Here is a 25,255-nt window from a genome sequence, read left to right as displayed (position 1 = left end):
CACAGCGACCTGGACAGAACACCGATGAGGGCAAACACGTGACATCCACAGCAACAGCGCGGCCGAATCGGTCTCGACGAGCGGCCATTTGGATCACTCTGGCGATCATCGTCGCCCTGCTGATCGGCTTCTTCATCTTCGCCAGCCTCTATGCGGATGTGCTCTGGTATTCGCAGGTCGGCTTTTTAGAGGTGCTCACGACCCAGTGGGCCGCCGGTGTCGTACTGTTCATCATCGGCTTCTTGGCGATGGCGTTGCCGCTCTGGTTGGCGATGCAACTGGCATACCGGCTACGACCGGTCTATGCAAAGCTCAGCGGTCAATTGGATCGTTACCAGCAGGTCATCGAGCCGCTGAGAAGGCTGGCGATGTATGGCATCCCGATCGTCTTCGGGCTGTTCTCGGGGGTGGCAACGGCGAGCCGGTGGCAGACCACGTTGATGTGGTTGAACGGCACGCCGTCCGGCAAGACCGACCCGCTGTTCCATCTGGACATTTCGTTCTACCTGTTCGACCTGCCGTTCTACCGTGGGCTCGTCGGGTTCTCATCCGCCGTCGTCATCATCGCGCTCATCGCAACGTTGGCAACCAGTTACCTGTACGGTTCCATCAGGATCAGCGGTCGCGAGGTGCGCATCTCGAAGGCTGCACGCGTGCAGATCGCCGTGATTGCAGCGCTATATCTGCTTCTTCAGGCCGTCAGCATCTGGCTCGACCGCTACGTGACGCTGACCGACAGCAATGTGCACAACATGATCAACGGTGCTGCCTACACCGACGTCAACGCCACGATTCCGGGGCGCACGATCTTGGCGGGTATTGCGATCGTCGTGGCGCTGTTGTTCGTGCTCACCGCGTTTATCGGTCGCTGGCGTTTCCCGATGGTCGGCACAGCGCTGCTGCTGGTCTCCGCCATCGTCGTCGGTGCCCTCTTCCCCTGGGGTGTGCAACAGTTCCAGGTGGAACCGAGCATCAAGACAATCGAAGCGCCGTACATCACGCGATCGATCAACGCAACGCGTGACGCGTATGGGGTGTCGAACGTGCAGGTGAAGTCGTACAACGCGGTCACCGACGCTGAGGCAGGGCAACTGCGAAAGGATGCGACCACCACCGCGAGCATCCGCATCCTCGACCCCGCGATCGTGTCGCCTGCTTTCGGCCAGTTGCAGCAGTTCAAACAGTATTACGGCTTCCCGCAGACTCTGTATGTGGACCGTTACAACATCGACGGTAAAGAGCAGGACACCGTGGTGTCCACTCGTGAGCTTCACCAGTCGGGCCTCGGTGCGGCGCAGAACTGGTACAACGACACGATCGTGTACACCCACGGCTATGGTGTCGTCGCTGCCTACGGCAACCAGCGCACGTCTGACGGTCAGCCCAACTTCCTCGAGTCCGGCATCCCGACCTCGGGCAAGCTCGGCAACTACCAGCCGCGGATCTATTTCGGCACGGATTCGCCGAAGTATTCGATTGTCGGCGCACCAGCAAGCAGTAAGCCGGTCGAACTCGATTACCCGGCAGGCACCGGTGCGAACCAGCAGACCTACACGACCTACAGCGGCAACGGCGGGCCGAAGCTCGACAACGTCTTCAATCAGCTCGTGTATGCGCTCAAGTTCCAGGATCAGGAGATCTTGCTCTCCAACGCGGTGAACAAGGATTCGCAAATCTTGTACAACAGAGACCCCGCGTCACGCGTGCGCGCCGTTGCGCCGTATCTGACGCTGGATTCCGACCCGTACCCGAGTGTGATCAACGGGCGTGTTCAGTGGATCATCGACGGCTACACCACCAGCGACGCCTACCCCTACTCGGCCCAGCAGAGCCTCAGCGATGCGATCGCAGACACCCAGACGCCGAAGCAGTTGTATCCGATGGACGACATCAACTACATTCGCAACTCGGTCAAAGCAACGGTTGACGCATACACGGGCAAGGTCACGCTGTACGCGTGGGACACGAGTGATCCGATTCTGAAGACCTGGCAGAAGATCTTCCCCGGGACCCTCAAGCCGCTGAGTTCGATGAGCGGCGAGCTGCTCAGCCACGTGCGCTACCCGGCCGACCTGTTCAAGGTGCAGCGCAGCATCCTCGGCACGTACCACGTCACCGATCCGGGCTCCTACTTCTCCAGTGAGGATGCCTGGAAGACACCGGAAGACCCGAACTCGGTCAATAACACCCAGCCGCCGTATTACCTCACGATGCAGATGCCTGGGCAGAGCGCACCGACGTTCTCGCTGTATTCGACCTATATTCCAGAGGCGACCAGTGAATCCAACCGCAGTGTTCTGCGCGGCTATCTCGCCGTCGACGCGAATGCCGGCAGTACCCCTGGCCAGGTGGCGAAAGACTACGGAACTCTGCGGATGCTGCGCCTGCCATCCAACGACAACGTGCCGGGCCCGGGCCAGGTTCAGGCCAATTTCGACGCAGACACGACAGTCTCGACCTATCTCAACCTGCTCAGGCAGGGGTCAACCGACGTGAAGAACGGCAACCTGCTGACGCTACCCGTCGGTGGTGGGCTGCTCTATGTCGAGCCGGTATACGTGCAGTCGAAGGGCACGACCAGCTACCCGCTGTTGCAGAAGATCCTCGTCGCTTTCGGCAACAAGATCGCGTTCGAAGACACGCTCAGCCAAGCGCTGGACGTGCTGTTCGGCGGAAACTCGGGTGCGACCACCGGTGACACGGGTGTTGTCACGAACCCGACGACTCCGCCCTCGACGACGACGCCCGGTACGGGCTCTGCCGCGAACAACGCGGCGCTGCAGAAGGCGCTCGCTGACGCTCAGGCCGCAATCTCGGCCCGCCAGGCTGCGCTGACGGCCGGTGACTGGGCGGCATACGGTGTCGCAGACAAGCAGTTGCAGGATGCGATCGCCGCGGCGCTCGCCGCCGAGTCTGCGACTCCGACATCGACGCCGACGTCAACGCCGACTTCGACGCCCAAACCGACGCCGACCAAGTAGCTGAAGGCCGCGGCTTGGGACTCCGCGGCCCTGATTATCCGGTGACGGTCTCAGCGCGAGGGCGGGCCCGCCACACGATCACCAAGATCAGGTACGCGGCCGCGAGCACCGTGACGACGGTGGCCATCAGGGACCAGTTTTCAGACGTGGTTCCCGTCGAGAATGAAATGCCGACGATGACGGTTGAACTGATGCCGGCCAGGCATCGCGTGGTCTGGAACAAGCCGGCCGCCTGGCCCCGTTGTCCTGCCGGAGCGGCCACATACAGCGCCTGGGTCAGGGCGATCAGCAAGACGCAATACGGGATGCCGAGCGCAGAACCGACGAGGATGACGACCAGCGGAGCGGTCGAGGCGGCGAGCACACCCATGATCGCTGCCGCGATCACCGATCCTGCGCCACCGAGGATCAGCGCAAACCGCAGGCCGCGCCTGTCGATCAGCTTTTCCACGAGCGGACTCAGAAATACCGTAAACGCTGCGAGCGGGATCATGAGCGCGCCGACGACATCCGCGCTGTAGCCGCCGTTTTCTTCGAGAAACGGCGGCAGCCCGAACAGAACCGTGTAGAACAGCAGATTGACCAGCAGGAAGCAGGCATACACACGCAGGAGCGGCGTGTTGGCTGCGAGCAGCCGCAGATCGATGAACGGGTGGGCGTAGTGCAGTTCTCGCCAGACGAACAGCGCCGCCATCACGACGACGACGGCGAGAAGCCACCAGCGAGGGTTGCTCGGCAGCCCGAGCAGGAACGTCAGGATGGCGATGATCGACGCCGAGAAGGCGAGAATTCCTGGGATGTCGGATTCCACGAGCGTCTCCCGAATGGGCACGCTGCGCCGGATGCCGTCGGCCGGCGCAAGCAGAAGCACGCCGACCAGGGCGATTGCAGCGAGCGGCACGTTGATCCAGAAGATCGCCTGCCAGCCGAATTGGGTGATCAGGACTCCACCGATGATCGGGCCGATGGCCGCTGTTCCCGTGTCGATCGTCTGGATTCGCCCGATCATTTTCGAGGCGCTCACGCCGGATTTCTCCGAAATCGCGCGTAGCATCGCGGTCGCGGACGGGAACGCGGTTGCCATGCCGACTGCGAACAGGATGCGTGCTACACAGACGATCCAGAACGCAGGTGCGAACGGTGTCAGGGCGCCGGTCACAATGATGACAGCCATTCCGAAGGTGAAGAGGCGCCTGGGCCCATGGCGGTCCGCGATGCGCCCCATCAGCGGCTGCAGCGCAGCCGAAGCAAGATAGTAGGTCGTGATCACCCAGGTGACAGTGGCGAGATCCAGGGTGAAGTCACGACGCAGCGTGGCGAGGGCGACCGCGATCATGCCCGAGTTCAAGGCGCTGAGTGCCGTGCCGACGCAGAGCGCGGCCATGGTGCGGCGGGGATGCGCGTGTGCTGTCGGCATTGAGGTCATCGAAGGTTGCCCAGCGCAGCGACCTGCTGAGGCCCGAACGGGAACACTCCATCCGGGTCGTACAGTGCACGCACCTGCGCCAGTCGGTCGCGGATCGGCGCCGACCAAGCGGCATCGAAGTTTGCCGGCACTGCCATGTCGCCGGCGAAGTTCACGCTTGTGATCGGCACGGTGAGTCTCTTCGCGGATGCGAACAGCTGTGCGGCCCGCGCCGCCGCGGCCGGGAACTCGGCTTTGCCGGTTGCGACAAGGCGCAGCATCAACGCGCCTTCGCGTCCGCCCGCTGCGGTTGTATCCGCTGTGTCTTTGGCAACGGCGCTGCCCAGGTGTCGCAGTTCCGATTCGAAGAACGGCGAGTCAGAACCGGGTCCGACGCTCTGAAGAAATGCGGTGACCAGCTCTGGGTCGAGCGCGCTCAGCTCGATGCAGAACGATTTGAGGGTCAGCGGCTCTTCTGGGTCTTCGTGTATCGCACGGATGTCTGCGAGCGGTAGTGCGGCAATCGTGTCGCGCTGCACGGGGGCGAGCGCTCGCAACGGCGCGGCAAGCCGTTCGCCCTCCGCGAGCTCGCCCGGGTATGCAAATCGCAGGTGCAGAACGCTGCGATGAGGCTGGTCGTCGGGCGCATCGTCCTTGTCTGGTAGGCGCAGCAATGCGACGGATGTCGACACTCGTGCGGGCGCATCCGGGAGCCAGGCAGCCCAACCGCGCAGCGCAGCCTCAATGTTTTCCGCTCCCTCGAAGTAGAGTCCGCCGGCGTACAGCGCGGGAATCGGCGCGAGTTCGATTGTCATTTCCGTGACGACGCCGAACCCGCCCTTGCCGCCGCGCAACGCCCAGAACAAGTCGGTGTTCGTGTGTGCATCCGCGGTAGTGATTTCGCCCGTGGCGGTGATGACGCGAAAGCGGCGTGCCCAGTCCGAACTTAAACCATGACTGCGTGCCAGCGGTCCGAGTCCGCCGCCGAGCGTGTAGCCGATGGCGCCGACTGAGACGGAGGAGCCGACGATCGGGGCGAGGTCGAATGTGGCTGCGGCTTCCACGACGCTCTGCCACAGGACGCCGGCACCGAGTGTCGCCAGCCGTGTCTGCGGGTCGATCCGCACGTTGTCGAGGCGTTTCGTGGTGATCATGACGCCGCCCGCCGGCGGTTTGCCCGAACCGTGCCCTGTGGCCTGAACCCGCACCGGCAGGCCGTGCCGCACCGCGAATCGCACGGCCGCGGCGACGTCGGCCTCGTTCGCGGCGCCGACCACGATATCCGGGTCCTGTGTGCGCGAACGGTTGAAACAGGCGACCTCCGCCGCGATGTCGTCGTCGTCGCGACCGAACACCGCGCCCGCCACCTGGGAGCGAAGCTCGGCGATGGACTCGGCGGTGAGTGCGGCATCAGCGGTCATGTCGCGAGTTTATTCTGCCTCCTGGTATACCAGTACACATTGCATCGCCTGTGCGGCAGATTTGTGCTGACCGCCCATTGTGGCGGGCGCTGTAGCCCACTCACGCATAGCCGTTCGTCGCTCGCCGGTTCACGCAGGCCGGCTGCTGAGCCACGCCATCCGCCCGAGTTTGGAGTGCAGCCACCGGTCGAATCCCCACGCTCCACCGGCTCCGACGACACCCAGCAAGGCGAACGCGATCACGTACGCGGGGGAAGCCCCGACGTCGGTCGCACCATCGCCGTATGGGCCGCCGAATCCCTCTCCCGTTGTCCAGATGGTCATCGAGAGCACCGCTCCAGCGGAACAGACCGCGTTGGTCAGACTGCCGGTGAGTAGCCCAATTGCAATCAGTGACTCGGCCAGCGCCAGCAGTATGGCGAACGCGCGGGGATCGGTTGCGACCAGGCGTGTCCAGCTGTCGATCCACGCGTGCACCGGGGCCGGCTGCCCGTCGCCGACTTCGGACAGCTTGGCGAGGAGGGTGTGCTGCGCGAAGGAGGGGAGCCACTTCAACCCAGCGTCGACCGCCCAGATCAAACCGAACGCGATCCGCACGATTGCCACGGTTCGACGCTTCTGCACCGTCAGGAACAGTCCGCCACGCGACCGGCTGCCCAGCGGAGATCGCGCCGGGTCGTTCGTGCCGAGTGCGCGGGTGGCTGCGCCGGTGCCAGCGCGGGTGAGCGCGCTGGTCGCCGGCGCAGCCGGATCTCGCACGGTGGTCACTTGAACTGCTTCGGGAACTGCTGAATGATGCCGGCGCTCAGCATGTCGGACATCTCCTGCATGTGCTGTTCGGCAGTGCCGTAGTCGACGATTTCCTTCGCGTAGTCGCCTCCCAGTGCGTCGGTCGCGTATGCGATCGTCTGGGTGATGTGCACGTGCATCATCTCCTCCATGTCGGCCGTCTTCCAGTTCGGGTTGGCCGCTGCGAGGAAGTCGCCGATTGCCTTGGCGTTGCCGTACCAGGCATCGACGGCGGTGTTCAGCGCTGCGGTGTCCCCGGCCTTCGCTGCGGTCAGAACCGGTACCGCATCGTTGATGTGCTCCTTCAGCAGCGTCGTCAGCTGGTCGCCAGCCGCATCGCCGTAGAACGGCTTGATCGCGTTACCGATGTCGGTCTGGTTCTGGAGCAGGCGGCTCAGGGTCGGCGTCAGCGCCGACGATCCCTCGGCGAATGCGACGACCGTGGCGTTTGTCCACTCCATGTGCTGCGCCCACAGGTGCGCCATCGCCGTGTACAAGCCGACCTGCGTCGACATCGCTGTGGTGCTGTGCTGTGACGACATGTCCACCATCGATACGGCGGCTGGCGGTGCTGCGGAGGCCGGCGCTGCGTCTGTGGTGCTGCATCCGACGAGCCCCATCGTGCCCAGCAGGCCGATAGTCGTCAGTGCCGCCGTCGTGAGGGCCATTCGCGGGTGGCCGTTGATTCTGTTCATGATCAGGTGCCTTTCTTGGTTGAGGGCTGGCTTTCTGTCATGTCAGATGAGTGCCGCGGCAGCCTGATGTCTTACCGGGCGAAGCGAATCTGAAGATTCAGGGTAAGAACTGTGTGTTCGGTGATACAAACAGTTCATGGAGAACCACGCGGACGGGGTGCTCGAGCGAGACGACGCTGCACCGGACAGTGAACTCGACGATGCCTATTTGTCGGTGGAGGAATCCATCGCCGGAGATCTGGTTGACCCCGCCTACGACTGGGTGGGTCGGCTCACGGGCCCCCAGCCGGCACGTAACGAGGCGATTCGTCGATTGCACACATTGATGATCCGTGCCGCGCGGTTCAAGCTCAGTCGCATGGGCGAGGCGCCGCGCCTCGGCCGGGCGCGCGCCGAGGTTATCGTGCAGTCGAGCGCCGACGAGGCCGTGGTCGCGATCCTCGCTCGGCTGGGTACGTTCGAGGGACGCAGCCGTTTTACGACCTGGGCGTACAAGTTCGCGATCCTGCACACGGCGACGGCGGTGCGGCGAGAGCTCTGGTCGCGCGTCGAACTCGACCTCTCGTCGGTGCCGGAGCCGGTGACGCGGCTCGGCGACCCGCTCGAGCACGTTGAGGGTTCCGCGCTGGCCGATGCACTGCGCACGTGCATCGCGCGATCCCTCACCCCGCATCAGCAGCGCATCCTCATCGCGATCGTGGTTGAAGGCGTCCCCATCGACGTGGTTGCTGAGCGCCTGAACACCACCCGCAACACCGTGTACAAAACCCTGCATGACGCGCGCAAGCGATTGCGGGAGGGTCTGATCGCACAGGGCTACCTCGATCCTTCCCGCGGAAGGCCCGATTCTTCCCTCGGAGGGCCCGATTCTTCCCTCGGAGGGCCCGATTCTTCCCTCGGAAGGGGGGTGAAGCAATGAATACTCAGAGTTCGTGGACCGACGCCATCGTAGAACAGGCGACCGGCCCGTTCGAACCGTGGCTGTCATGTGACGAGTGTTTCGAGCGCTCTGATTCGGCACTCGAAGACCTTCTCGATCGACACGTGCCGTTGCCTGAGGATCTCCGTGCCCACTTGCGCGGCTGCTCCGCTTGCAGCGACGAAATGGAGACGCTGGCCGAGATCGCCGCCGCCGATCGCGGCCTCGACCCAGTCGAGGGCCGAGCGCGTCTCGACGTGCAGATCACGCTCGATTAGGCGGACGGTCTGGATGCGCACGCCCGCGGCACATTCGAGAGCTCGGGCGATGGCGCATCTCCATGGGGCAAGAGGCCAGGATTGACTCCGGAGTAGTCCAGCCCGCCTGCGGGACGGCCGTGACGTGAGCGGGGTTGCGCGGTCAGCCAGGCTGTCGATGAGCAGGTCCAGCCGCGCTCCTGTGGCTGGCGCAGGCTTCGCAGCTGCGTTTACTGGCCGGGCTGGGCGACGATGTCGAGTGCGGACGCTTTGAGGAATCCACTGACACACATTGACGCGGGGCCGCAGTCGGTTCGCCTGTACCGGCTCGCACCGAATCCGCTATCGAATACGAATCGAGCCGTTCCTTCAGCCCTTGAGTCCTGTAGAGGCTAGTCCGTCAATGACGCGGCGCTGCAACACGATGAACATGATCAGCACCGGTGCCATCGCCATTAGGCTGGCGGCCATCAGGACGGGATAGTTGATCTGTCGGTTGCCTGACAGGGTTGCCAACCCTGCCGCCAGCGGCATCTGATCGGCCTGGGTCGAGACAACCAAGGGCCACAGCAGCAGATTCCACGAGAACAGGATTGTGGTGATGGCCAAGACGCTGATGCTCGGGCCAACGAGCGGCAACATCACCTTGGTGAAAATCTGGAATGGGCCCGCGCCGTCGAGGCGCGCGGCTTCCTCAAGTTCGATGGGCAGGTTTTTGAAAGCGGTGTACATCAGGAAAGTGCCGAAAGCGCTGAACAGACCCGGCGCGACGATCCCCATCAACGTGTTGAGCCAGCCGAGGGATTGCACGATTTGGTACTGCGACAGCAGATAGACCTGAGAAGGAATGAGGAGTATCGAGAGGACTACTCCGAACAGGAAGATCCGGCCGCGGAAATGCATGCGGGCGAAGGCATATCCCGCGAACGTGCAGAGCACGATCTGCACGCCGGTCTGGATGATGGTGATCAGCACCGAGACCTGCAGCTGGCTAAAGAAGGGCAGCAGGCGGAATACGTCGGCATAGTTTTGCCACTGCAGCACCGACGGCCAGAAAGTGGGAGTGACCGACTGCACTTCAGCCTGCGTGGACAGCGACATGACGATCTGCCACAGGAAGGGGAAGGTCATCACGAACCCGCCCACCGCCAGCACGAGGTGAACCCACCAGAGCCTGCCATCCCGCGGCATCCTGCGGGGGGCATCTTTCTGAGTCACCAGAATCTGCCGTGTCATCGTGCCACTCATGACTGCACCAACCGTTTCTGAAGCCGGAACTGGATCAGCGTGATCAGCCCGATGAGTACGAAGATCACCATCGCGATGGCGGCCGCGAGACCTTTGTCGTTATCGACGAATCCGGACGAGTAGAAGTAGAAAACGACCGACATCGTGTGAGGCAACACCGGGTTGTTGCTACCCAGTAGCACATACAGCAGGTCGAAAAGCTGGAAACTGCTGATCGTGGTAATGATCAGTACGAAGAAGATGCTCGGGGTGAGCAGCGGCACCGTGATGGATCGAAATTGCCGGGACCGAGACGCGCCATCCACGCGTGCCGCCTCGTAAAGGTCAGGCGGGATGTCCTTGAGTGCGGCGCCGAGGATGATCATCGAGAACCCGAGCGACGACCACAGCCCGACGATCGAGACGGCTAGCAGTGCAAATCCGGGAGCCGCGATCCAGTGCGGCCCCACGATCCCAAAGAGCGAGAGCGCCCAGTTGAAGATACCGAAGTCACCGTTGAAGATGATCCGCCACACCAGTGCGATCGCTGCGGGCATCGCGATAAATGGCATGAAGAACAGCACCCGGTAGAACTGGGCGAAGCGCAGTCCGGGCGTTTCGAGCAGGGCCGCGAACCAGACCGCGATCGGGATTCCGAGGAGCACGATCACCGTGTAGATCGCAGTGTTCAGCAGGGACTGGTAGAACTGCGGGTCGGCGAACATGGATTGGTAGTTCGTCAAACCGTCGAAGGTTGCTCCTCCGAAGGGGCCGCCCTTCGTGAATGAGTACCAGAACGTCTGCAGGATCGGCCAGATATAGAAGACCCCGACCCCGACCAGCAACGGGGCTGTGAACAGCCAGGGCCATACTCCGTCGCTACGCCAGCGGCTCGCCCCACGCCGAGGATCGCTGTTGCGAACCTCAGCGTGAGCCGTTCCAGCTTGGGTCTCGCCACGCGCTTGCGCGCGCATCGTCATGTCGTCACTCCTTCGCCAGTGCGGCATCCATCTGGGTGGCTAGCTCCTTCAGAGCTGTGGCGACCGGCACCTTCCCGGAGAATGCGTCGGGCAGGAACTTAGCTTCCAGCGCGTTCCAGGCCGCCGTATTCTTGGAGATCGGCAGCGGCTTGGCGTAACTGAGCTCGTCGAGGAACACCTGCAGGTGCGCGTCCGGCATCGACTTCACAAACCCCTGCTGAGTCTTGTTGAACGCCGGTATCACCGCGCCCATATCACCCTGTTGCTGTTGTGCCGACTTGCTTGCGAGGTAGACCTGCAACGCCTGCGCGGCCGCCTTGTTCTTACTGTTTGCCGCCACGACATTCGAGACGCCGTGGATGACCGTGGCCTGATCCTTGCCCTTGGGCAGCGGGACGACCATGATGTCGCTTTCGATCTTGTTGCCAATCAGCCCCGCGCGGAACCAGGATCCGCCCTGGTACATGGCCAACTTGCCGGAGAGGAACCACTGGTCTGCGGTAGTCTCGGTCAACTGAGCCATTGTCGGCGAGGCGCCCGACTTGATCAGGTCGGTCCAGAACTGGATGCCTGCCTGCGATTCGGGTGTGTCATATCCCGATTTCTTGCCGTTCGCGGAGACGACGTAACCTCCCGCCTGGAAGATTGTGTCGTAGTAGGTGGTCTGTCCATCCATGCCGGCGGCGGCACCATAGTCACCATCGGCCTTCAGGGCCTGTGAGATCTCTGCGCCGGTCTTTTGGAAGTCGTCCCAGGTCCAGCCGACCTGAGGTAACGCGACACCGGCCTTCTCGAAGAGGGCCTTGTTCACCCACACGGCAATGGTGTCGAAGTCCTTCGGCACCGCATACTGCACGCCGTCAAGCGAGTACATCTGATCGAGCGACTTCGGATAGTTCGCCGGGTCGATTGCACCCGACTTTACCTCAGAGGTGATTGGTTCGATCTTGCCGTTGGACGCATACAGTTGGAAGTTTGGTCCATTCATCCAGAACAGATCTGGAAGGGTGTCACTGGACGCCTCAGTCTGGAGCTTGGTCCAGTAGTTGCCGAACGGCGTCACGTCGACGTTCACTTTGATATTGGGATATTCCTTGTTGAATCCCTTCAAGTTCGCCTTGATCGCCGCGACTTGGTTCTGATCCCAGACCGCATAGGTGAGGTTGGCTTTGGTATCGTGATTGGCCGTCGCGTTTGATGCTCCGGACGAGGAATCACCGGTATTCCCCGATGAGCAGCCAGCGAGCATCGCCCCGACGGCGAGCACCGTCCCGGCGGCTAGAATGAGTTTTCGCATCGTATTCTCCTTTGAATGTGAATCGAGGGTGGTGCAGCCCGGGTTGGCGGATATCGGCCGCTAACCCGGGAGCCGTTCCGGCGACGGTTCACTCGTTTCCAGGCGAGCGGCCACCGCCGGATCGACGGGTGGAATCCGAATCGGTATCGAACCGGAACGAAGAGACTCGGTTGCTGCGATACCTGCAGCAACGGCGTTTCGTGATGCAACCGGTGACGTCACCGTGGGCGTCCCCTGAGTCACGAAGTCCAAAAATTCTTCGACTGTGCGTGCGTCCGCGTCGTCGTGCCCCGACGCGTCACCGTGGATCGGGTACTCAACATCGCCTTCAGGTCGATACTCCCGACGCCGGTTCCACACGCGGACGACCCCTCCGGCGGAATCGCCAAAGTTCTCGAGGCGACCTTGCGTCCCAATCACCGTGTAGTTCCGCCAGTAATCCGGAGTGAAGTGGCATTGCTCGTACGAGGCAAGCACCCCGTTGTCGAGTTTCATCAGCATCATCGAGATGTCTTCGACATCGACCACGGGGTTCAGTCCGGTCTGGGCGAGTGGCGGCCAATTATCGAATGAGAACCATTCGGGCATGAGGCGTCCCGAGTTGTCACGTCGATCTGTGATGTTGCCGTAGACGCTCAGCGCTCCCATGCCTGATACAAGGGTTGAGTAGCCTCCGGCGAGCCAGTGGATGACATCGATGTCGTGGGCACCTTTTTGAAGTAGCAGCCCTGTCGACTTCGTGCGGTCGGCGTGCCAGTCCTTGAAATAGTAGTCGCCTCCATTGCCGACGAAATGCCGGCACCAGACGGCCTTGACCTCACCAATCTCGCCGCGGCCTATGATCTCGTGCATGAGGCGGATCGCCGACATGTGGCGCATGTTGTGGCCTACATATAGCCGGGTCCCGGTCTCGGCTGCGGCCGCCAGGATCTGGTCTGCATGGTCAAGCGTGATGGCCAGAGGCTTCTCCAGATAGACCGGGATGGCGGCGTTCAACAAGTCAACGGCGATGGCGGCGTGAGTGTGATCAGGCGTGGTCACGAACGCGGCATCGATGTCATCTCGCGCTGCAATCAATTCGCGATGGTCGCGGTAACCCGAAAGTCCCGGCCCGAAAAGGCTCTCGGCACGGGCATAGGCCGCCAGGTTCGGGTCGACGAACGCCACCACGCGCGCGCGTCCGGATTCGACCGCGTGCTGCGCTAGGGACGCGCGCGACCCGACTCCCACGACCGCCAGACGCAATGGGCGTGCTTCATGTTCGCTCATGCTGCTGCTCCCGCGAGTGAGCGCGCACTGGCGACGTCGATCCTCGGCTCCGGCAAGCTCACGCTGCCATAGACGGACACTGACGCCACTTTGAACGCATGTACAAGCATGCCGAGCGCGACTGCCTCGGCGCCCAGCTCGGACGCGATGATTGTGGGGCTCACTGGCACGGGGATCGCCTCGCAAACCGCTTCGCGGAGTGGGTCGAGTAACACGCCGCCCGCCTGCGAAAGTCCACCACCGACGACGATAAGGTCGGGATCCACGGTCATCGCCGCGATCGCAATTCCTGTCGCGAGCCCGTTGGCAAACCGTCGGACTTCTTCGAGCGCATTCGCTTCTCCGTTCGCGGCCAGGCGGAAGACTTCTTCGCCCGATGTGCCAGATCTCCAGGTGAGCTGATCGTGGCGATCGTCGACCGCCATCGAAAAGGCGATTCCACCAATCTCGCCCGCCGCACTGTGATGGCCGCGACGGAGTTCGCCGCCCAGAATGAGCGCCATCGACACGCGGTGACCGGCGAACAGGTACATAACGTCTTCGGCTAGGCGGGCGGCGCCCAATCGGTGTTCCGCCAGCGCCGCCATGCGGATGTCATTCTCAACCACCACGGGACAGCCGTAGGCACGACCTAGGTGGCCCGAGATGTCGACGCCCTCCCAGTCGGGGAGGTTTCGAGATACGATGATGCGACCATCGTGTCCTACGATGCCCGTGACGGCAACGCCAATGCCAACCAGGTCGGATGCCTGCACGCTCGCATCCTGCAGGCATCGGTCGACGACCCGCCGAACTCCGATCATGCGTTCGGGGCCAATGACGTCATCTCCGGTCGGTTCGTCAATCCACCTGACGATTCCGCCTCCCAGATCGGCGAGCGCGACGCGGACGCGGTGTGGGCCGACATCGACCGCAGCGACGTACCCGGCGCCCGGACGGAACGAGTACTTGCGAGCAGGGCGGCCGGCTCCGCGACCGCCTGTCGTGAGATCGTCAAGAACTGACACCACGCCGCGGCTCATCATTGCCTCAAGCCCCGCCTCAACGGTGGGCCTCGACAGGCCGGTACGACTCGATAAGTCCGCCACGGTGCCCTGCCCATGATCGCGCAGGGCAATGGCGCAATACGCTGCGTTTCGAGCCCTGGTGCTCAAGGGCTCCGTACCGGTAGAGAAGTCCACGACAGCCACTAGTGTTCACCGGCTCCTAACGATTGTGGCGCTGCTATTTTTAGAATGAAACCACATTGCGTATTAATCTGAATTCAGTATGGCGTTAAAAACAGCAATGTCAAGCGATATACGTAAGCCGCTTATATAAATAAGGAACGTTAGGGCTGTTGTGAGGCGCTCGGCGATTGGGACTTGGCGAAGCGCATCTCAGATCGTGGAGAACTCGGGGTGGTGGCATTTTCTGCTTGACTCAGCCCCGACGGGGGTGGTTACAGTGTCCCCACCGCATTGAACGTCATGCTGATTACGATCGTGGAGGTACTCATGGCTACAACCGCACTACCACCGGTTGTCGACTCGGAAACCTGGCAGAACGCCCTCGCCGAACTGCGCATCAGGGAAAAGGCCGCGACGAGGGAACTTGACCGGATCGCAGCGCAACGGCGCCGGATGCCAGCGGTTGCGTTACCTGACTACACCCTCGAAGGTGAAGACGGGCCCGTGCGGTTGGCGGACGTCTTCGAGGGCGCGTCGCAGCTGATCGTCTACAACCACATGTGGTTTCCCGGTGAGGAGTGGCAGTGTCCAGGCTGCACCGGCTTTACCTCGCAGTTCACCAGGCTCGACTTTCTCGACGGCTATGACGCCCGGTTCGTCATCGTCACTCAGGGTCCGATCGACGAAGCGCTCGCCTACAAAAGGCGGGTGGGCAACCAGATGACCTGGTACTCGACGGCCAACAGCCCCTTCGGCGCCGATGTCGGCGCGGAACCTGGCGGCGGATTTGCCGTGAACGTGTTCCTGCGCGACGGCGACACCGTGTATCGCACGTGGCACACGAACGGCCGCGGCGTCGAGCAACTCGCCCACACGTTCGGACTGGTCGACGTGCTGCCGTATGGTCGTCAAGAAGAGTGGCAAGATTCCCCGGCCGGTTGGCCGCAGCATCCGACATATGCCGAGGGGGCAGGATCACGAGGCATCGCGGCGCTCTACGGAGCGGATGCGTAGCGACTCGCGCCGGACCGTTTGCGAACCGTGACCGGCCCCGCACCGAAATTCACACCATCAGCGCAGCCGAAGCGCGAATAGTAGAGGTATGACGGTTTTCGTCACCATGTTGCTGCTCGTGACCGTCGCCGCGAGCTTGGGCGAGACGTATGCTTTCGTGACCTACCGCGGGCTTGTGAGGGGGAGCCATCCGCGCTACGTGTGGCGCACCGCCTACCTCCTGCTGGCGTGGAGCGTGATCGTGTTGTGCGTCGGGCTGGCATTCCTCGACGTCGTCGAGGGTGACACCCTGTTCGCCGCTCTTTGGCTGGCGGTAGCCGGGATCCGCGCGTACCAGTTGTACCTCAACCGCAAATCGGATGATGACGACTGGTTCAAGGGCCGCGGCCACAAGATCTGGGCGGGTATCAAGCGCCGCGTCACCAGCTTGGCGCCGACCGGGGCGCCGGTGCCGCAGCCGGTTAGAGCGTGACGCCTCCGCGCGAGACCGTCGGGACTGCGCTGGCCACCTAGGAGTCAGGCGCTAGTCGAGCCGGGGAGGGCTGCCGCTGTTGCAGTAGAGCGATGGTTGCCACCGCTGCGACGACGATGACCGCGCCGATCCACTGCCTGCCTGTGAGTTGCTCGCCGATCATCGTCGCTGCAGCGAGTCCGAACACCGGTACCAGGGTGATGAATGAGCCGGCGAATGATGCGGTCACGTCGGCGAGTCCGGTCAGATACAGCCAGAAAGCGACTCCGTAGTAGAGCAGGCCCGAAGCTATCGCCCACAGCCACGTCGTGGAGGGAACCGAGGAAATCGAGCCGGCGTGCGGCCACAGCAGCTGGCTGATCACCAGGACGACCACGGCGAAGACCAGCGCCGCCGCCTGCTGCACACCCGCGACGGCAATCGAGGCGTCGTCGACCAGCAGCCGGCGGGTGATCACCGTGTACAGCGCGCAGGCGCCGACGGCGGCGAACGTGAGGAATACGCCGATTACGGTGCCGGCGGCCCCGGCCTGATACACAACGAGAAGCACTCCGATCACGGCGACCGCTAGAGCGGCGCCGAGCCCGGCAGTGATTCGCTCGCGGAGCAGCAGCATTGCGAGCACGAGGATGAGCACCGGCTCAGCAGCCCAGATCAGAACCGACATGCTTGCGCTGATCGATGCGAGACCGAGCAGGCCCAGCGCGTATGCGAGGCCGGGATTGAGGATGCCGAGCGCCGCCAGCCGCCGCAGTTGTGGCGTCCACGTGATCCGGACTCGTTTCACCCAGATCCCTGCGAACAAGAAGACAGTGCTGGTCGCCAACTGTACGGTCAGGAGCATGATCGGTTCCACCGTGCCCAGCGCGTATTTGCTGATCACCGTGCCGACACCCCAGCAGCATGCTGCGCCGATCAGCATCAGCACCGGTCGCCGGCGCACACGCGAAAGCCCCGCCGGAGACGTACTCATCGCTGATCGTCGTCGCTTCCCGCCCACGGGGCCGTCGTGGGCAGTTCGTGAGCCGGAATCTTGCCCGCGAGGGATCCCATGACCTGTTCAGCGGCCCGCGGAAACTGCTCAATACACGCCGCGTTCACGATGTACCAGCTCGAGGTGCCCGATCGGTCGAGCAGCACGAATTCGTCGTCGAGCAACCGTTGGAGATGAACCGATATCGTCGACTGGGCCAAGCCGATGGTCTGCGCGATTTCGCCGACGCGCATTGGCCGCTTCTCGCTTGCCAGCACGTGCAGCACCTGAAGCCGGGTTGGGTCGGCCATGCACCGAAACCACGATGCGTACGTCTCGGCCCGTTCCCTGCTCAACGCACTCATTGAACACCCTTCATCGTTCATCGACGATAAACGATGACCGGATGCTCGTCAAGCCTTTTCGACGTCAGATCGGCGGCGCTGCACCGCGAGCGTGATCGCCGATCATAATCGGGCCGACATCCGAGCAATATCGAGTTGCGTGCTCCAGGACTGGCTCGCGATCTGCACGGCATCCCACGGTGAGCCGAGGGGAGGCGTGTAGGAAAGGTCGAGTTCGCTGAGGCCGGCCACCGGCATCCGATGGAACAGTGCGGTCGCGTAGGTGTCGACTCGCTTGGCAGTTTCCGTGCCGAGGCTGCCGACAAGTTGTGCGCCGAGCAGCTCGCCCGACTCACGGTCGCCGGTGATGCGAATGCTGATCGGTTGCGCGCCCGGGTAATAGGCCTTGTGATCGTCGGCAATCGCCGTGTTGCTGAATGGTGTGTAACCGGCGGCGGCAGCGTCGCGGTCGCGCAGACCGGTGCGGGCAGCGACCAGATCGAAGACCTTGACGACTTGCGTGCCCAGGCTTCCGGCGAAGCGAGCGCTGCCGCCGAGCGCGTTCTCGCCGGCCACGCGGCCTTGCTTGTGTGCTGTTGTGCCGAGGGGCAGATATGTCACGCCCAGCTGGCGGTGGTGCGTCACAACGCCGTCGCCGGCGGCGAAGACGTGAGCCAGGCCGGTGCGCATGGCTTCGTCGACGGCGATCGCACCGCCTGCGCCGCGCGTGGCGCCGGCACGATCGAGCAAGTCCGTATTGGGTTTTACTCCGACCACCGCCAGCACCAGCTCCGCGTGGTGCTCGAATGCCGCATCGTCGCGGATGCCTGACACGGTGAGTCCGCTCCCGCTGCGGGCGACCGCGGTGACTCGAGCGTCGGTGATGACTTCGACCCCGTGACGGGTGAGTTCTTCGTGCACGAGGGCTGCCAGTTCGGGGTCGAGGGTGGAGAGCACTTCGGCGCCCCGCTGCAGCTGCGTGACTTTCAGACCCCTGACGGTCAGCGCCTCTGCCATTTCCAGACCGACATAGCCTGCACCGATGATGATCGCCGTCTCAGGGCGTCGGGTCTCCAGAAACCGCTCGAGCGCGAAAGTGTCGCCCATTGAGTGCAGCACATGAACACCGTCATCCGGGCTGAGCGTGTCGAGCCCGGCGATTCCGGTGCGGGAGGGTGATGCGCCGGTGCCGACGATCAGCTCGTCATAGTTGATGGCAGTTTCCGCGCCGCCGGGCAGTCGAACGTGGAGCCGCTGGCCGGCAACATCGATCTCGGTCGCCAACGTGTCGAGCCGCAATGTCATGCCGGTCGCTTCCAGATCCGCGTGAGTTCGGTGCGCCAGACTCTGCCAGGGGCTGACTTCGCGCGAGAAGTAGTACGGGATGCCGCAGATCGAGAAGTTGGGATAGGCATCCGCAACGACAACGGTCACCTCGGCGGACGGGTCGAGTTCGCGGGTGCGCAGGGCGGCGGAGATGCCGGCATCGCTTCCGCCGATTGCAACGATGTGCATGGATGGGCCCTTAGCTGAGTTGGCGATTATTGTGGGCGATCACCACGTCGTCGGTGGTGCGACCGACGCGTGGGTAGAAGAGCACGAGTAGCGCAAGACCGACGGCCGTGCCGATCACCTGCATGCCGACGAAGCCCGGGGCAGAAGTGGGTGCGATTCCGGCGAACGTGTCAGAGAACATCCGCCCGACCGTGATGGCCGGATTCGCGAACGACGTCGAGCTGGTGAACCAGAACGCGGCCCCGATGTATCCGCCGACTGCCGCCGCAGTCAAAGCTCCGCGGCCGGTGCGGGCGAGGGCGAAGATCAACACAATCAATCCTGCGGTTGCGACGACCTCGGCCAGTAGGTGGCCTGGGGTTGTGCGATCTTTCGTCGAGATTCGGGTACCGATGTCGAACATGGCGTTGGCCAAGACGGCGCCGCAGATGCCGCCCGCGCATTGAGCGAGAACGTACGCACCGACATCCGCCAGGCTGATTCCTGTGCCGCTGCGCCGGCCGAGCAGCCAGTCGGCGGCCGAGATCAGCGGGTTCAAGTGTGCTCCCGAAACCGGCGCGAACATCAGGATCAGCACCGTCAGACCGAGCGCCGTCGCGATGCTGTTCTCAAGGAGTTGCAAGCCGATGTCGTCGGGTGAGAGGCGCTGCGCTGCGATGCCCGACCCGATGATCACGGTTACGAGCAGGCCGGTGCCGATGAATTCGGCGCTCACTCGTCGCCAGAAGTGCGGGCGGACGTGGGTTGCAACTGAGTGGGTCGATGGCACTGGACTATCTTGACGGAATGCGTTGCCTCAGTCAATATTGAGTCAATGGAACACGAGGCGATCGATAAGTTGGAGCGACGTGCGGCGAAACATGCGGCCCTGGCCGATCCTGCCCGCCTGCGCATTGTCGACCTCCTCACGCTCGGGGATGTCTCGCCCGGCGACTTGCAAGCAACCCTGCGGATGCCTTCGAATCTGGTCGCCCACCACCTGAAGGTGCTGGAGGGCGAGGGCCTGATTGTTCGCAGGCGCTCGGAAGCGGACCGTCGTCGCAGCTACGTTCACCTGGTGCCGGATGCCCTCGTCGGCATCGCGCCGGATGCTGCGGAAAGCGTCAAAAGAGTCGTTTTCGTCTGTACCGCGAACTCTGCCCGGTCTCAGTTGGCAGCCGTGCTCTGGCACGGGGCCAGCGCGATCCCCGCGGCTTCGGCAGGCATGCATCCGGCCGAGCGCGTGGCGCCGGGCGCGCTGGCGGCCGCGCAGCGCCATCACCTGAGTTTGCGGGCGGCTCGGCCCCGCTCGATCGCCGACGTGCTCACCGATGACGATTTCATCATCACCGTGTGCGACCACGCGCACGAAGAGCTCGGCGACGTCGGCGGACTGCATTGGTCGGTGCCCGACCCGGTTCCTGTTGGAACGGATGCCGCGTTCGACACAGCGCTGGAGGAATTGGCCAGCCGGGTCGAGCACCTCGCCCCGCGACTGAGCGCTATCCGTTAGTCGAAGGGCTTTGGCCCGCGGGTGGTTCAGAGCCAGAACACGGAAAGGTTCTCTGCGAGGCTTCGGCCTTGGTCGTAACCTCCTCACGCGGCAGGCAGGCGCGTCGACGGGTTCAACGCGTTGGCGTTGAATACGTCGCCCGATCGGGCATCCGGAAAGACGATCTCGACGATGCTGCCTGTCGTGCGCAGTTCGTCGACCTGGGTTGCGAGAGCCATGCCCCACTCGAGCGGATGCCGTGACCGGCCGCTGAACGGATCCAGCACGAGTACCCGCCCGTATCCTGCCGCCAGATCGGTGTTGGAGCCGCGTCGATAGCCGCCGTCGAGGTAGCGGTGCTCAGCGACGCGGTAGGGGCCGAAGGGGCCGAAGCCGTTGCTGGTGCTGGCAGCGACTGCGTCGACCAGGTCGACACCGCTGTCGCTGTCGAACACGACGGACTCGCCGGTTTGGGCGTTAACAGCAGTGATCAGCACCCGCTGGCGGGGCCACTGATGCTTCGGGAGCCGAGCCGCCACGATGTCGCGCCAGCGGGCTTGGCTCGAGCCGTCAGCGGCATCCATTTCGAGCGCCGCCGCGCCGATCCTGCGGCGCATGTCGGACGCATCCTCGGAAACAGCGATGATCTTGCCCGACCACTCCATCGAGCCCGGCCCCGAGAGGTAGCTCGGCTTCGGGCTATCCGGGGGTTTCACCTCCTGCTCGTCGATCACGATCATGAGGACGATAGCACGCGTGGCGACCCAAGATTCCTGCCGGCCGAGCCAATCCGGTGGATCATGGTGACGTGAGTTGGCGGTGGGTTTCTGACGAATCACGGAGGTCGTGCGATGCAGCTGGCCGTTATCGGAGCTTCAGGTAGAACCGGGCTTCTCGTCCTTGATGTCGCGATCGATCGGGGTATCAGAACGGTTGCGATCGTTCGCGATCCAAGACGACTCCCCAGGCAGCCGAGCCTGCTGCTTTCGATTGCGGCAGCGGATGCCCGGGACGCCGGCGCGCTCGAACGAGCACTGATCGGTGCGGAAGCTATCGTATTCGCGGTCGGCCCACGAGGACCGGGATCCCGAGGAGTACAAGCTGATGGTGTGCGCGCGTGCCTGGCGGCGATGAGCGCTGCCGGTGTAGGCAGGATCGTCGCGGTCAGTGGCGCCTGGGTAGACAATCAGCACGACGGTGCGTTCTCGCGATTCGTCGTCAAGCCGGTGTACCGGAGCGCGCTGAAGGCCTCCTATCTCGACATGGTCGACATGGAGCGCGCTCTGACCGAAAGCGATGCCGATTGGACGGTGCTGCGGCCGCCGGTTCTGACCAGTGGCCCGCCTCGTCATCAATATCGTTCACGTATTGGGCGAGATGTCCCATTCGGCTTCACGATCGCGCGTGGCGATCTGGCCGAGGCGCTCGTCGATGTCATCGCGGATCGGTCAACTTTTCACGCAGCGATTGGGGTTGCGCGTTGAGCGGCGCGATTGAGTGGAATCCGCATGCATCGTCGATGGCGCAGCCGCTGGCCAACCTCAGCGGGGAAGTCGTCGCGACGGATGCGCGGCCGGCCGCGTCGCCGAGAGTCACCGCGTTCGTGCCGCGAGCAACACACCATACCGCTTCGAATCCGAGAGCGAGGCCCAAGACACTGAGGAATACCAGTTGCTCATCACCTGCGATGAGGCTCTTGCCGACGCCGACCTCGACGAAGGTCAGAATGGCCAGAGCAGTCCAGCCGACGCCAGTGACAAGGCAATGAGCGTGACGGCAGAGCCAGAAGTTCAGAGCGCACCAGCCGCCGGCTGCCACGAAGGCGACCCCGTCGGCACCGAGTTGCGCTCGCGTTGGGAGGTAGGGGGCCACGCCCAGCAGTGCGGCGACGCCGATGAGGTAGAGCAGGCACGACCATCCGGATCGAGGGAGCATTCGGTCAACGCGTTGCGCCAGCGTGTTCACGGGCGGCCGCGTCGGAGGAGACCAACCCCACAACGCGCGTGATGAACGGCTGAGCGGCAGGATGTCGGCGGGGCGGCACGCGCGGTCGGCATCCGCGGCGATTCGGATCGCGTCGAGGCGTTCCGTCTGGCTCTTATGGGGAATCATCTGGGCAGTCATCTCTGTCACCTCAAAGTGAATGTAAGCCCTCCCGGTGGGGGGAGAGTCAAGCGCTATTGCTGAATCGCGGATCCCACGCACGAAAATCTGCGCGACCGGTCAGTTCCTCGTTGTGCTCCGCCCGAAAGGCATCGATGCGCTCTATGACTTGGCCGAGTTCGGCGATACGCGCTGCCGCGCGGTCGCGTGCCACTCCCAACAGTGCGGCCAACTGCGGGCCGACGGTCTGGGTGGTGGGCGCAAGATAGCTCAGGCTGAGGTTCTGGATCTCAGCCATAGTCAGGCCGAGCGAGCGGAGCCCGCTGACCACCGCCACGCACCACAGCGCGTCGTCGCCGAAGAGCCGGTAGTTGCCCGGGCTGCGGCCCACGGTGTAAATGAGGCCGAGGTCCTCGTATGAACGCAAGATTTTAACGGAGACGCCAGTTCGGCGCGACAGCGTACCGATCGTCATTTGATGCTCATCGTTCATCGGGAGCGACCTCCTTCGCCGGCGTGAATCGCGCTTGATCGCGTCGGACACCTCACACAATACGGAGGGTAGACCCCGCGTCGCCGGTCGGCCACCGGGAGGCGGCAGGTGCCATGAATCAGTTTCAGCAGTTTCTGCTCAACTTGTTGACGCACAGCGGATCGAGGGGTTACATTAACTGTCATTGATGACTAACGTTAGTAGTCACGAACATAGTGATTGCGAAGATCGCGATCACTTACACAAAGGAGAAGATGATGGGACAACCAGTGGCCATGTTCGAGATCGTCAGCACCGAGCAGGATCGGGCGCAACGTTTCTATTCGCAACTGTTCGATTGGACGATCACGCCGGCTCCCTCGACGGACGGGTATGCGTTGGTCGATACCGGCGCCGGTGATGGCGCGATCGGCGGAGGAATCGGGCCGTCGATGCGCGGCGAAACCGGAGTCAAGTTCTATGTCCGGGTCGACGACCTTGACGCTTATCTTGCCCGCGCAGAGGAACTCGGCGGGGCGCGTGTCGTGCCGCCCACTGACCTGCCTGAGGGCTACGGGCGGTTTGCGATTCTTGCTGACCCGGACGGCAACCCGGTGGGTTTGTGGGCGTGAGTGCTGCTGTACGGCAGTCGTCGGTACAGAACGATGACGACGCGGTGTGGCGCGCCCTGGTCGAACCGCGTCGACGCGCGATCCTGCGTCTGGTCGCAGACCGGGAGCGCGCCGCCGGCGAGATCGCGAACGAGTTCGAGGTCACCCGCACCGCCGTGAGCCAGCACCTCACGGTGTTGAAGGAGGCGGGGCTCGTGTTCGAGCGTAGGGATGGAACGCGGCGCTTGTATCGCGCGCGCAGCGAAGGGCTTGCGGCGCTGCGTAACCTGTTGGACGATGTGTGGGCGACCTCGCTGGACATCGGGCGCACCCTGGTAGAAGCGGACCAGGACGAGAGCATTCGGGGTGAGTCAGATGACAACTGAGCGGGTGAGAACTGAGCGGCCACGCGAAGTTTTGCGGATGGAGCGGCCGCCGGTGCATCAGTCGGTCCTGGTGCGAAGCGGGCTTGAGCACACGTTCGCGGTGTTCGTGCGGGAAATCGGCTCGTGGTGGCCGTTACGGCCATTCTCGATCGGTACCACGAGCGTCCGCACCGTGACTTTCGAGCAGTCGCTCGGTGGGCGTGTCTACGAAACTTGGGACGACAAGAGCGAGCATGACTGGGGCACGATCCTGGCGTGGAATCCACCGCACGGCTTCTGTATGACCTGGAACGTGACAGGAACACCCACGGAGGTCGAGCTGTCTTTCACCGCAGAGGCGGAGCAGCGCACGCGGGTGGATGTCGAGCATCGAGGGTGGGATCGCCTCACGCAGGCCGAGCTGGAACGCGACTGTGCGCTCCCCGGCGGTTACCTCGGCGGCAGTTTCACCCAAGGGTGGTCGCGAATCCTGGCGGAATTCGTCGCGGCCGCACAGGCCTGACCTGGCCAGTGCGAGTGGCGTCGACGCTACGAGAAGGAAAAACCGAACCATGGACTATTTCACCGACGAGCAAATGCAGACAGCACTGCAATCCACGGAACCCTATACCGTTGTGATCCTCTCGAAGACCGTAAAGCGTGCCTCGAGCGGCGCGGATGCCGTGATTTGGGAGCACGGGCGACGGAACTTCGGCTTACGTGCACAAGGCGACCTTGCCGTCGTTTGCCCGATCAGCGACGAATCGGATTTCGCAGGCATTTACATCTTCGCAGGGAGCCCGAAGGAGGTCCGCGAGATCGTGGACGGTGATCCTGCCGTGCGCGCGGGCATCCTTACCTACACGATCCACGCAACGCGTACCTTCCCAGGGGACGCGCTTCCGCGACACTGATCAGTGAGGTATTGCTCGACGGCCGCAGTGATGCGCTGCTGGTCGTTTGTGGCGAGCAGATCAAGTAGAGCTCCACGCAGCACGGCGAGGGTGAGGGTGCGCTCAGCAATCGCCCTCGGGCTGCTGCGCTCGTCGGGGTCCTGGGCGGCGGCAAGAAGCTCCAGCCAGTCAGACACGGTGGACTGCGCGAAGTTGGCCCACGGGCCGTGTGGCTCGACCAATGAGCGCGTATAGCCTTCGGCCCACAGGCGAAGCAGGTCGCGGTACTCCTCAGCGGACAGCCATTCCCAGATCGTCGCGGCCATGGATGCGAGGTCGCCGCCGGGGTTGGACTCCTCCAGCCGGCGCAGCCAGGCAAGCTCGTCGACGCGCGCACGGCCGAGCAGGGCGCGCACGAGTCCGTCCTTACTGCCGAACAAGAACAGCAGCACTCGTGGGCTTGAGTCGATCTCCTTGGCAAGGGGCCGCAGCGTCAGTCCAGTGATGCCGTACTGGAGCACGTAGTTGTAGGCGCGTTCCAGCAACTCATCGCGCCTCGCAGACTCTGGCGGTACCCGTTCGTTCGACACGTGCTCTAGTATACTGAAACATG

Annotated in this window: 28 protein-coding genes; 11 read left to right on the top strand and 17 right to left on the bottom strand. The window is 63.4% G+C overall.

Going from position 1 to position 25,255, the window contains the following annotated elements; genetic code table 11:
* Positions 1-38: 38 nt before the first annotated feature.
* The gene (locus tag QU604_RS14635; RefSeq protein WP_308465356.1) at positions 39-2,981 is read left to right on the top strand and encodes a UPF0182 family membrane protein; all 2,943 of its coding nucleotides are present in this window, start codon (positions 39-41) and stop codon (positions 2,979-2,981) included.
* A gap of 34 nt (positions 2,982-3,015) precedes the next feature.
* Here the strand turns inward: QU604_RS14635 and QU604_RS14630 are convergent, their stop codons facing one another.
* From QU604_RS14630 to QU604_RS14615, 4 genes are all read right to left on the bottom strand, one after another.
* Positions 3,016-4,398 carry an MFS transporter gene (locus QU604_RS14630; protein ID WP_308465355.1) on the bottom strand — a complete coding sequence of 461 codons (1,383 nt, stop codon included), beginning with the start codon at positions 4,396-4,398 and terminating at the stop codon, positions 3,016-3,018.
* A 5-nt stretch (positions 4,399-4,403) separates the two neighbouring features.
* Positions 4,404-5,807: an FAD-binding oxidoreductase gene (locus QU604_RS14625; RefSeq protein ID WP_308465354.1), complete on the bottom strand. Its 1,404-nt coding sequence runs from the start codon at positions 5,805-5,807 to the stop codon at positions 4,404-4,406.
* Positions 5,808-5,936: 129 nt separating this feature from the next.
* Positions 5,937-6,575, bottom strand: a complete 639-nt coding sequence (locus QU604_RS14620; RefSeq protein ID WP_308465353.1) for a hypothetical protein — start codon at positions 6,573-6,575, stop codon at positions 5,937-5,939.
* Positions 6,572-7,291, bottom strand: a complete 720-nt coding sequence (locus tag QU604_RS14615) for a hypothetical protein (RefSeq protein WP_308465352.1) — start codon at positions 7,289-7,291, stop codon at positions 6,572-6,574. Before QU604_RS14615 ends, QU604_RS14620 begins: the two co-directional genes overlap by 4 nt.
* 136 nt (positions 7,292-7,427) lie before the next feature.
* On the opposite strand from QU604_RS14615, the gene QU604_RS14610 reads away from it, so the two are divergent.
* A complete protein-coding gene (locus QU604_RS14610) occupies positions 7,428-8,210 on the top strand; it encodes an RNA polymerase sigma factor (protein ID WP_308465351.1) in 783 nt (260 codons plus the stop codon).
* Positions 8,207-8,488, top strand: coding sequence for a hypothetical protein (locus tag QU604_RS14605; protein ID WP_308465350.1), 282 nt, complete (start codon positions 8,207-8,209; stop codon positions 8,486-8,488). The genes QU604_RS14610 and QU604_RS14605 overlap by 4 nt, the downstream gene beginning before the upstream one ends.
* Before the next feature lie 348 nt (positions 8,489-8,836).
* On the opposite strand, the gene QU604_RS14600 is transcribed toward QU604_RS14605, so the two are convergent.
* The 5 genes from QU604_RS14600 to QU604_RS14580 are packed head-to-tail and all read right to left on the bottom strand — an operon-like array spanning position 8,837 to position 14,262.
* Positions 8,837-9,715, bottom strand: coding sequence for a carbohydrate ABC transporter permease (locus tag QU604_RS14600; RefSeq protein WP_308465349.1), 879 nt, complete (start codon positions 9,713-9,715; stop codon positions 8,837-8,839).
* Positions 9,712-10,674 carry a carbohydrate ABC transporter permease gene (locus QU604_RS14595; protein ID WP_308465348.1) on the bottom strand — a complete coding sequence of 321 codons (963 nt, stop codon included), beginning with the start codon at positions 10,672-10,674 and terminating at the stop codon, positions 9,712-9,714. The genes QU604_RS14600 and QU604_RS14595 overlap by 4 nt, the downstream gene beginning before the upstream one ends.
* A gap of 4 nt (positions 10,675-10,678) precedes the next feature.
* Positions 10,679-11,971: an ABC transporter substrate-binding protein gene (locus QU604_RS14590; RefSeq protein WP_308465347.1), complete on the bottom strand. Its 1,293-nt coding sequence runs from the start codon at positions 11,969-11,971 to the stop codon at positions 10,679-10,681.
* A 60-nt stretch (positions 11,972-12,031) separates the two neighbouring features.
* Entirely contained in the window at positions 12,032-13,240 is a 1,209-nt protein-coding gene (locus QU604_RS14585) for a Gfo/Idh/MocA family protein (protein ID WP_308465346.1), read from the bottom strand.
* Positions 13,237-14,262, bottom strand: coding sequence for an ROK family protein (locus tag QU604_RS14580; protein ID WP_308468931.1), 1,026 nt, complete (start codon positions 14,260-14,262; stop codon positions 13,237-13,239). The genes QU604_RS14585 and QU604_RS14580 overlap by 4 nt, the downstream gene beginning before the upstream one ends.
* Positions 14,263-14,736: 474 nt before the next feature.
* On the opposite strand from QU604_RS14580, the gene QU604_RS14575 reads away from it, so the two are divergent.
* Positions 14,737-15,423, top strand: a complete 687-nt coding sequence (locus tag QU604_RS14575; protein WP_308465345.1) for a DUF899 domain-containing protein — start codon at positions 14,737-14,739, stop codon at positions 15,421-15,423.
* 88 nt (positions 15,424-15,511) lie between these two features.
* Complete coding sequence (locus QU604_RS14570; RefSeq protein ID WP_308465344.1) at positions 15,512-15,895, top strand: hypothetical protein; 384 nt, start codon at positions 15,512-15,514, stop codon at positions 15,893-15,895.
* Between the two features lie 37 nt (positions 15,896-15,932).
* Here the strand turns inward: QU604_RS14570 and QU604_RS14565 are convergent, their stop codons facing one another.
* The 4 genes from QU604_RS14565 to QU604_RS14550 all read right to left on the bottom strand — a co-directional run bounded on the left by QU604_RS14565 (position 15,933) and on the right by QU604_RS14550 (position 19,442).
* The gene (locus QU604_RS14565; protein WP_308465343.1) at positions 15,933-16,868 is read right to left on the bottom strand and encodes a DMT family transporter; all 936 of its coding nucleotides are present in this window, start codon (positions 16,866-16,868) and stop codon (positions 15,933-15,935) included.
* Positions 16,865-17,233: an ArsR/SmtB family transcription factor gene (locus QU604_RS14560; protein ID WP_308465342.1), complete on the bottom strand. Its 369-nt coding sequence runs from the start codon at positions 17,231-17,233 to the stop codon at positions 16,865-16,867. Before QU604_RS14560 ends, QU604_RS14565 begins: the two co-directional genes overlap by 4 nt.
* Positions 17,234-17,335: 102 nt before the next feature.
* Positions 17,336-18,727, bottom strand: a complete 1,392-nt coding sequence (locus QU604_RS14555; RefSeq protein ID WP_308465341.1) for an FAD-dependent oxidoreductase — start codon at positions 18,725-18,727, stop codon at positions 17,336-17,338.
* A 10-nt stretch (positions 18,728-18,737) separates the two neighbouring features.
* Positions 18,738-19,442, bottom strand: coding sequence for an aquaporin (locus QU604_RS14550; protein ID WP_308465340.1), 705 nt, complete (start codon positions 19,440-19,442; stop codon positions 18,738-18,740).
* 99 nt (positions 19,443-19,541) lie between these two features.
* On the opposite strand from QU604_RS14550, the gene QU604_RS14545 reads away from it, so the two are divergent.
* Positions 19,542-20,219, top strand: coding sequence for an arsenate reductase/protein-tyrosine-phosphatase family protein (locus QU604_RS14545; RefSeq protein WP_308465339.1), 678 nt, complete (start codon positions 19,542-19,544; stop codon positions 20,217-20,219).
* An 83-nt stretch (positions 20,220-20,302) separates the two neighbouring features.
* On the opposite strand, the gene QU604_RS14540 is transcribed toward QU604_RS14545, so the two are convergent.
* Positions 20,303-20,938, bottom strand: a complete 636-nt coding sequence (locus tag QU604_RS14540; protein WP_308465338.1) for a patatin-like phospholipase family protein — start codon at positions 20,936-20,938, stop codon at positions 20,303-20,305.
* 111 nt (positions 20,939-21,049) lie between these two features.
* Between QU604_RS14540 and QU604_RS14535 the strand changes: the two genes are divergently transcribed.
* Complete coding sequence (locus QU604_RS14535; RefSeq protein ID WP_308465337.1) at positions 21,050-21,682, top strand: NAD(P)-dependent oxidoreductase; 633 nt, start codon at positions 21,050-21,052, stop codon at positions 21,680-21,682.
* Here the strand turns inward: QU604_RS14535 and QU604_RS14530 are convergent.
* On the bottom strand, positions 21,633-22,322 hold the full coding sequence (locus tag QU604_RS14530; protein WP_308465336.1) for a hypothetical protein: 690 nt from the start codon (positions 22,320-22,322) through the stop codon (positions 21,633-21,635). The two genes, QU604_RS14535 and QU604_RS14530, sit on opposite strands and share 50 nt — an antisense overlap.
* Before the next feature lie 46 nt (positions 22,323-22,368).
* Positions 22,369-22,794 (bottom strand): MerR family transcriptional regulator, encoded by a 426-nt coding sequence (locus QU604_RS14525; RefSeq protein WP_308465335.1) that lies wholly within the window; start codon positions 22,792-22,794, stop codon positions 22,369-22,371.
* A gap of 254 nt (positions 22,795-23,048) precedes the next feature.
* Between QU604_RS14525 and QU604_RS14520 the strand changes: the two genes are divergently transcribed.
* The 4 genes from QU604_RS14520 to QU604_RS14505 are packed head-to-tail and all read left to right on the top strand — an operon-like array spanning position 23,049 to position 24,663.
* Positions 23,049-23,405: a VOC family protein gene (locus QU604_RS14520; protein WP_308465334.1), complete on the top strand. Its 357-nt coding sequence runs from the start codon at positions 23,049-23,051 to the stop codon at positions 23,403-23,405.
* Entirely contained in the window at positions 23,402-23,770 is a 369-nt protein-coding gene (locus QU604_RS14515; protein ID WP_308465333.1) for an ArsR/SmtB family transcription factor, read from the top strand. Before QU604_RS14520 ends, QU604_RS14515 begins: the two co-directional genes overlap by 4 nt.
* A gap of 52 nt (positions 23,771-23,822) precedes the next feature.
* Positions 23,823-24,272, top strand: a complete 450-nt coding sequence (locus QU604_RS14510) for an SRPBCC domain-containing protein (protein WP_308465332.1) — start codon at positions 23,823-23,825, stop codon at positions 24,270-24,272.
* A gap of 49 nt (positions 24,273-24,321) precedes the next feature.
* A complete protein-coding gene (locus QU604_RS14505) occupies positions 24,322-24,663 on the top strand; it encodes a PIN domain-containing protein (RefSeq protein WP_308465331.1) in 342 nt (113 codons plus the stop codon).
* Here QU604_RS14505 and QU604_RS14500 read toward each other — a convergent pair.
* Complete coding sequence (locus tag QU604_RS14500) at positions 24,609-25,232, bottom strand: TetR/AcrR family transcriptional regulator (protein ID WP_308465330.1); 624 nt, start codon at positions 25,230-25,232, stop codon at positions 24,609-24,611. The two genes, QU604_RS14505 and QU604_RS14500, sit on opposite strands and share 55 nt — an antisense overlap.
* Positions 25,233-25,255: the final 23 nt, after the last annotated feature.

Origin of the sequence: Rathayibacter sp. SW19, assembly GCF_030866825.1 — a bacterium.
In the GTDB taxonomy this organism is placed as follows: domain Bacteria; phylum Actinomycetota; class Actinomycetes; order Actinomycetales; family Microbacteriaceae; genus Rathayibacter_A; species Rathayibacter_A soli.
The sequence above is the reverse complement of the archived record's forward strand: the minus strand, read 5'-3'. Positions and strand labels throughout refer to the sequence as shown.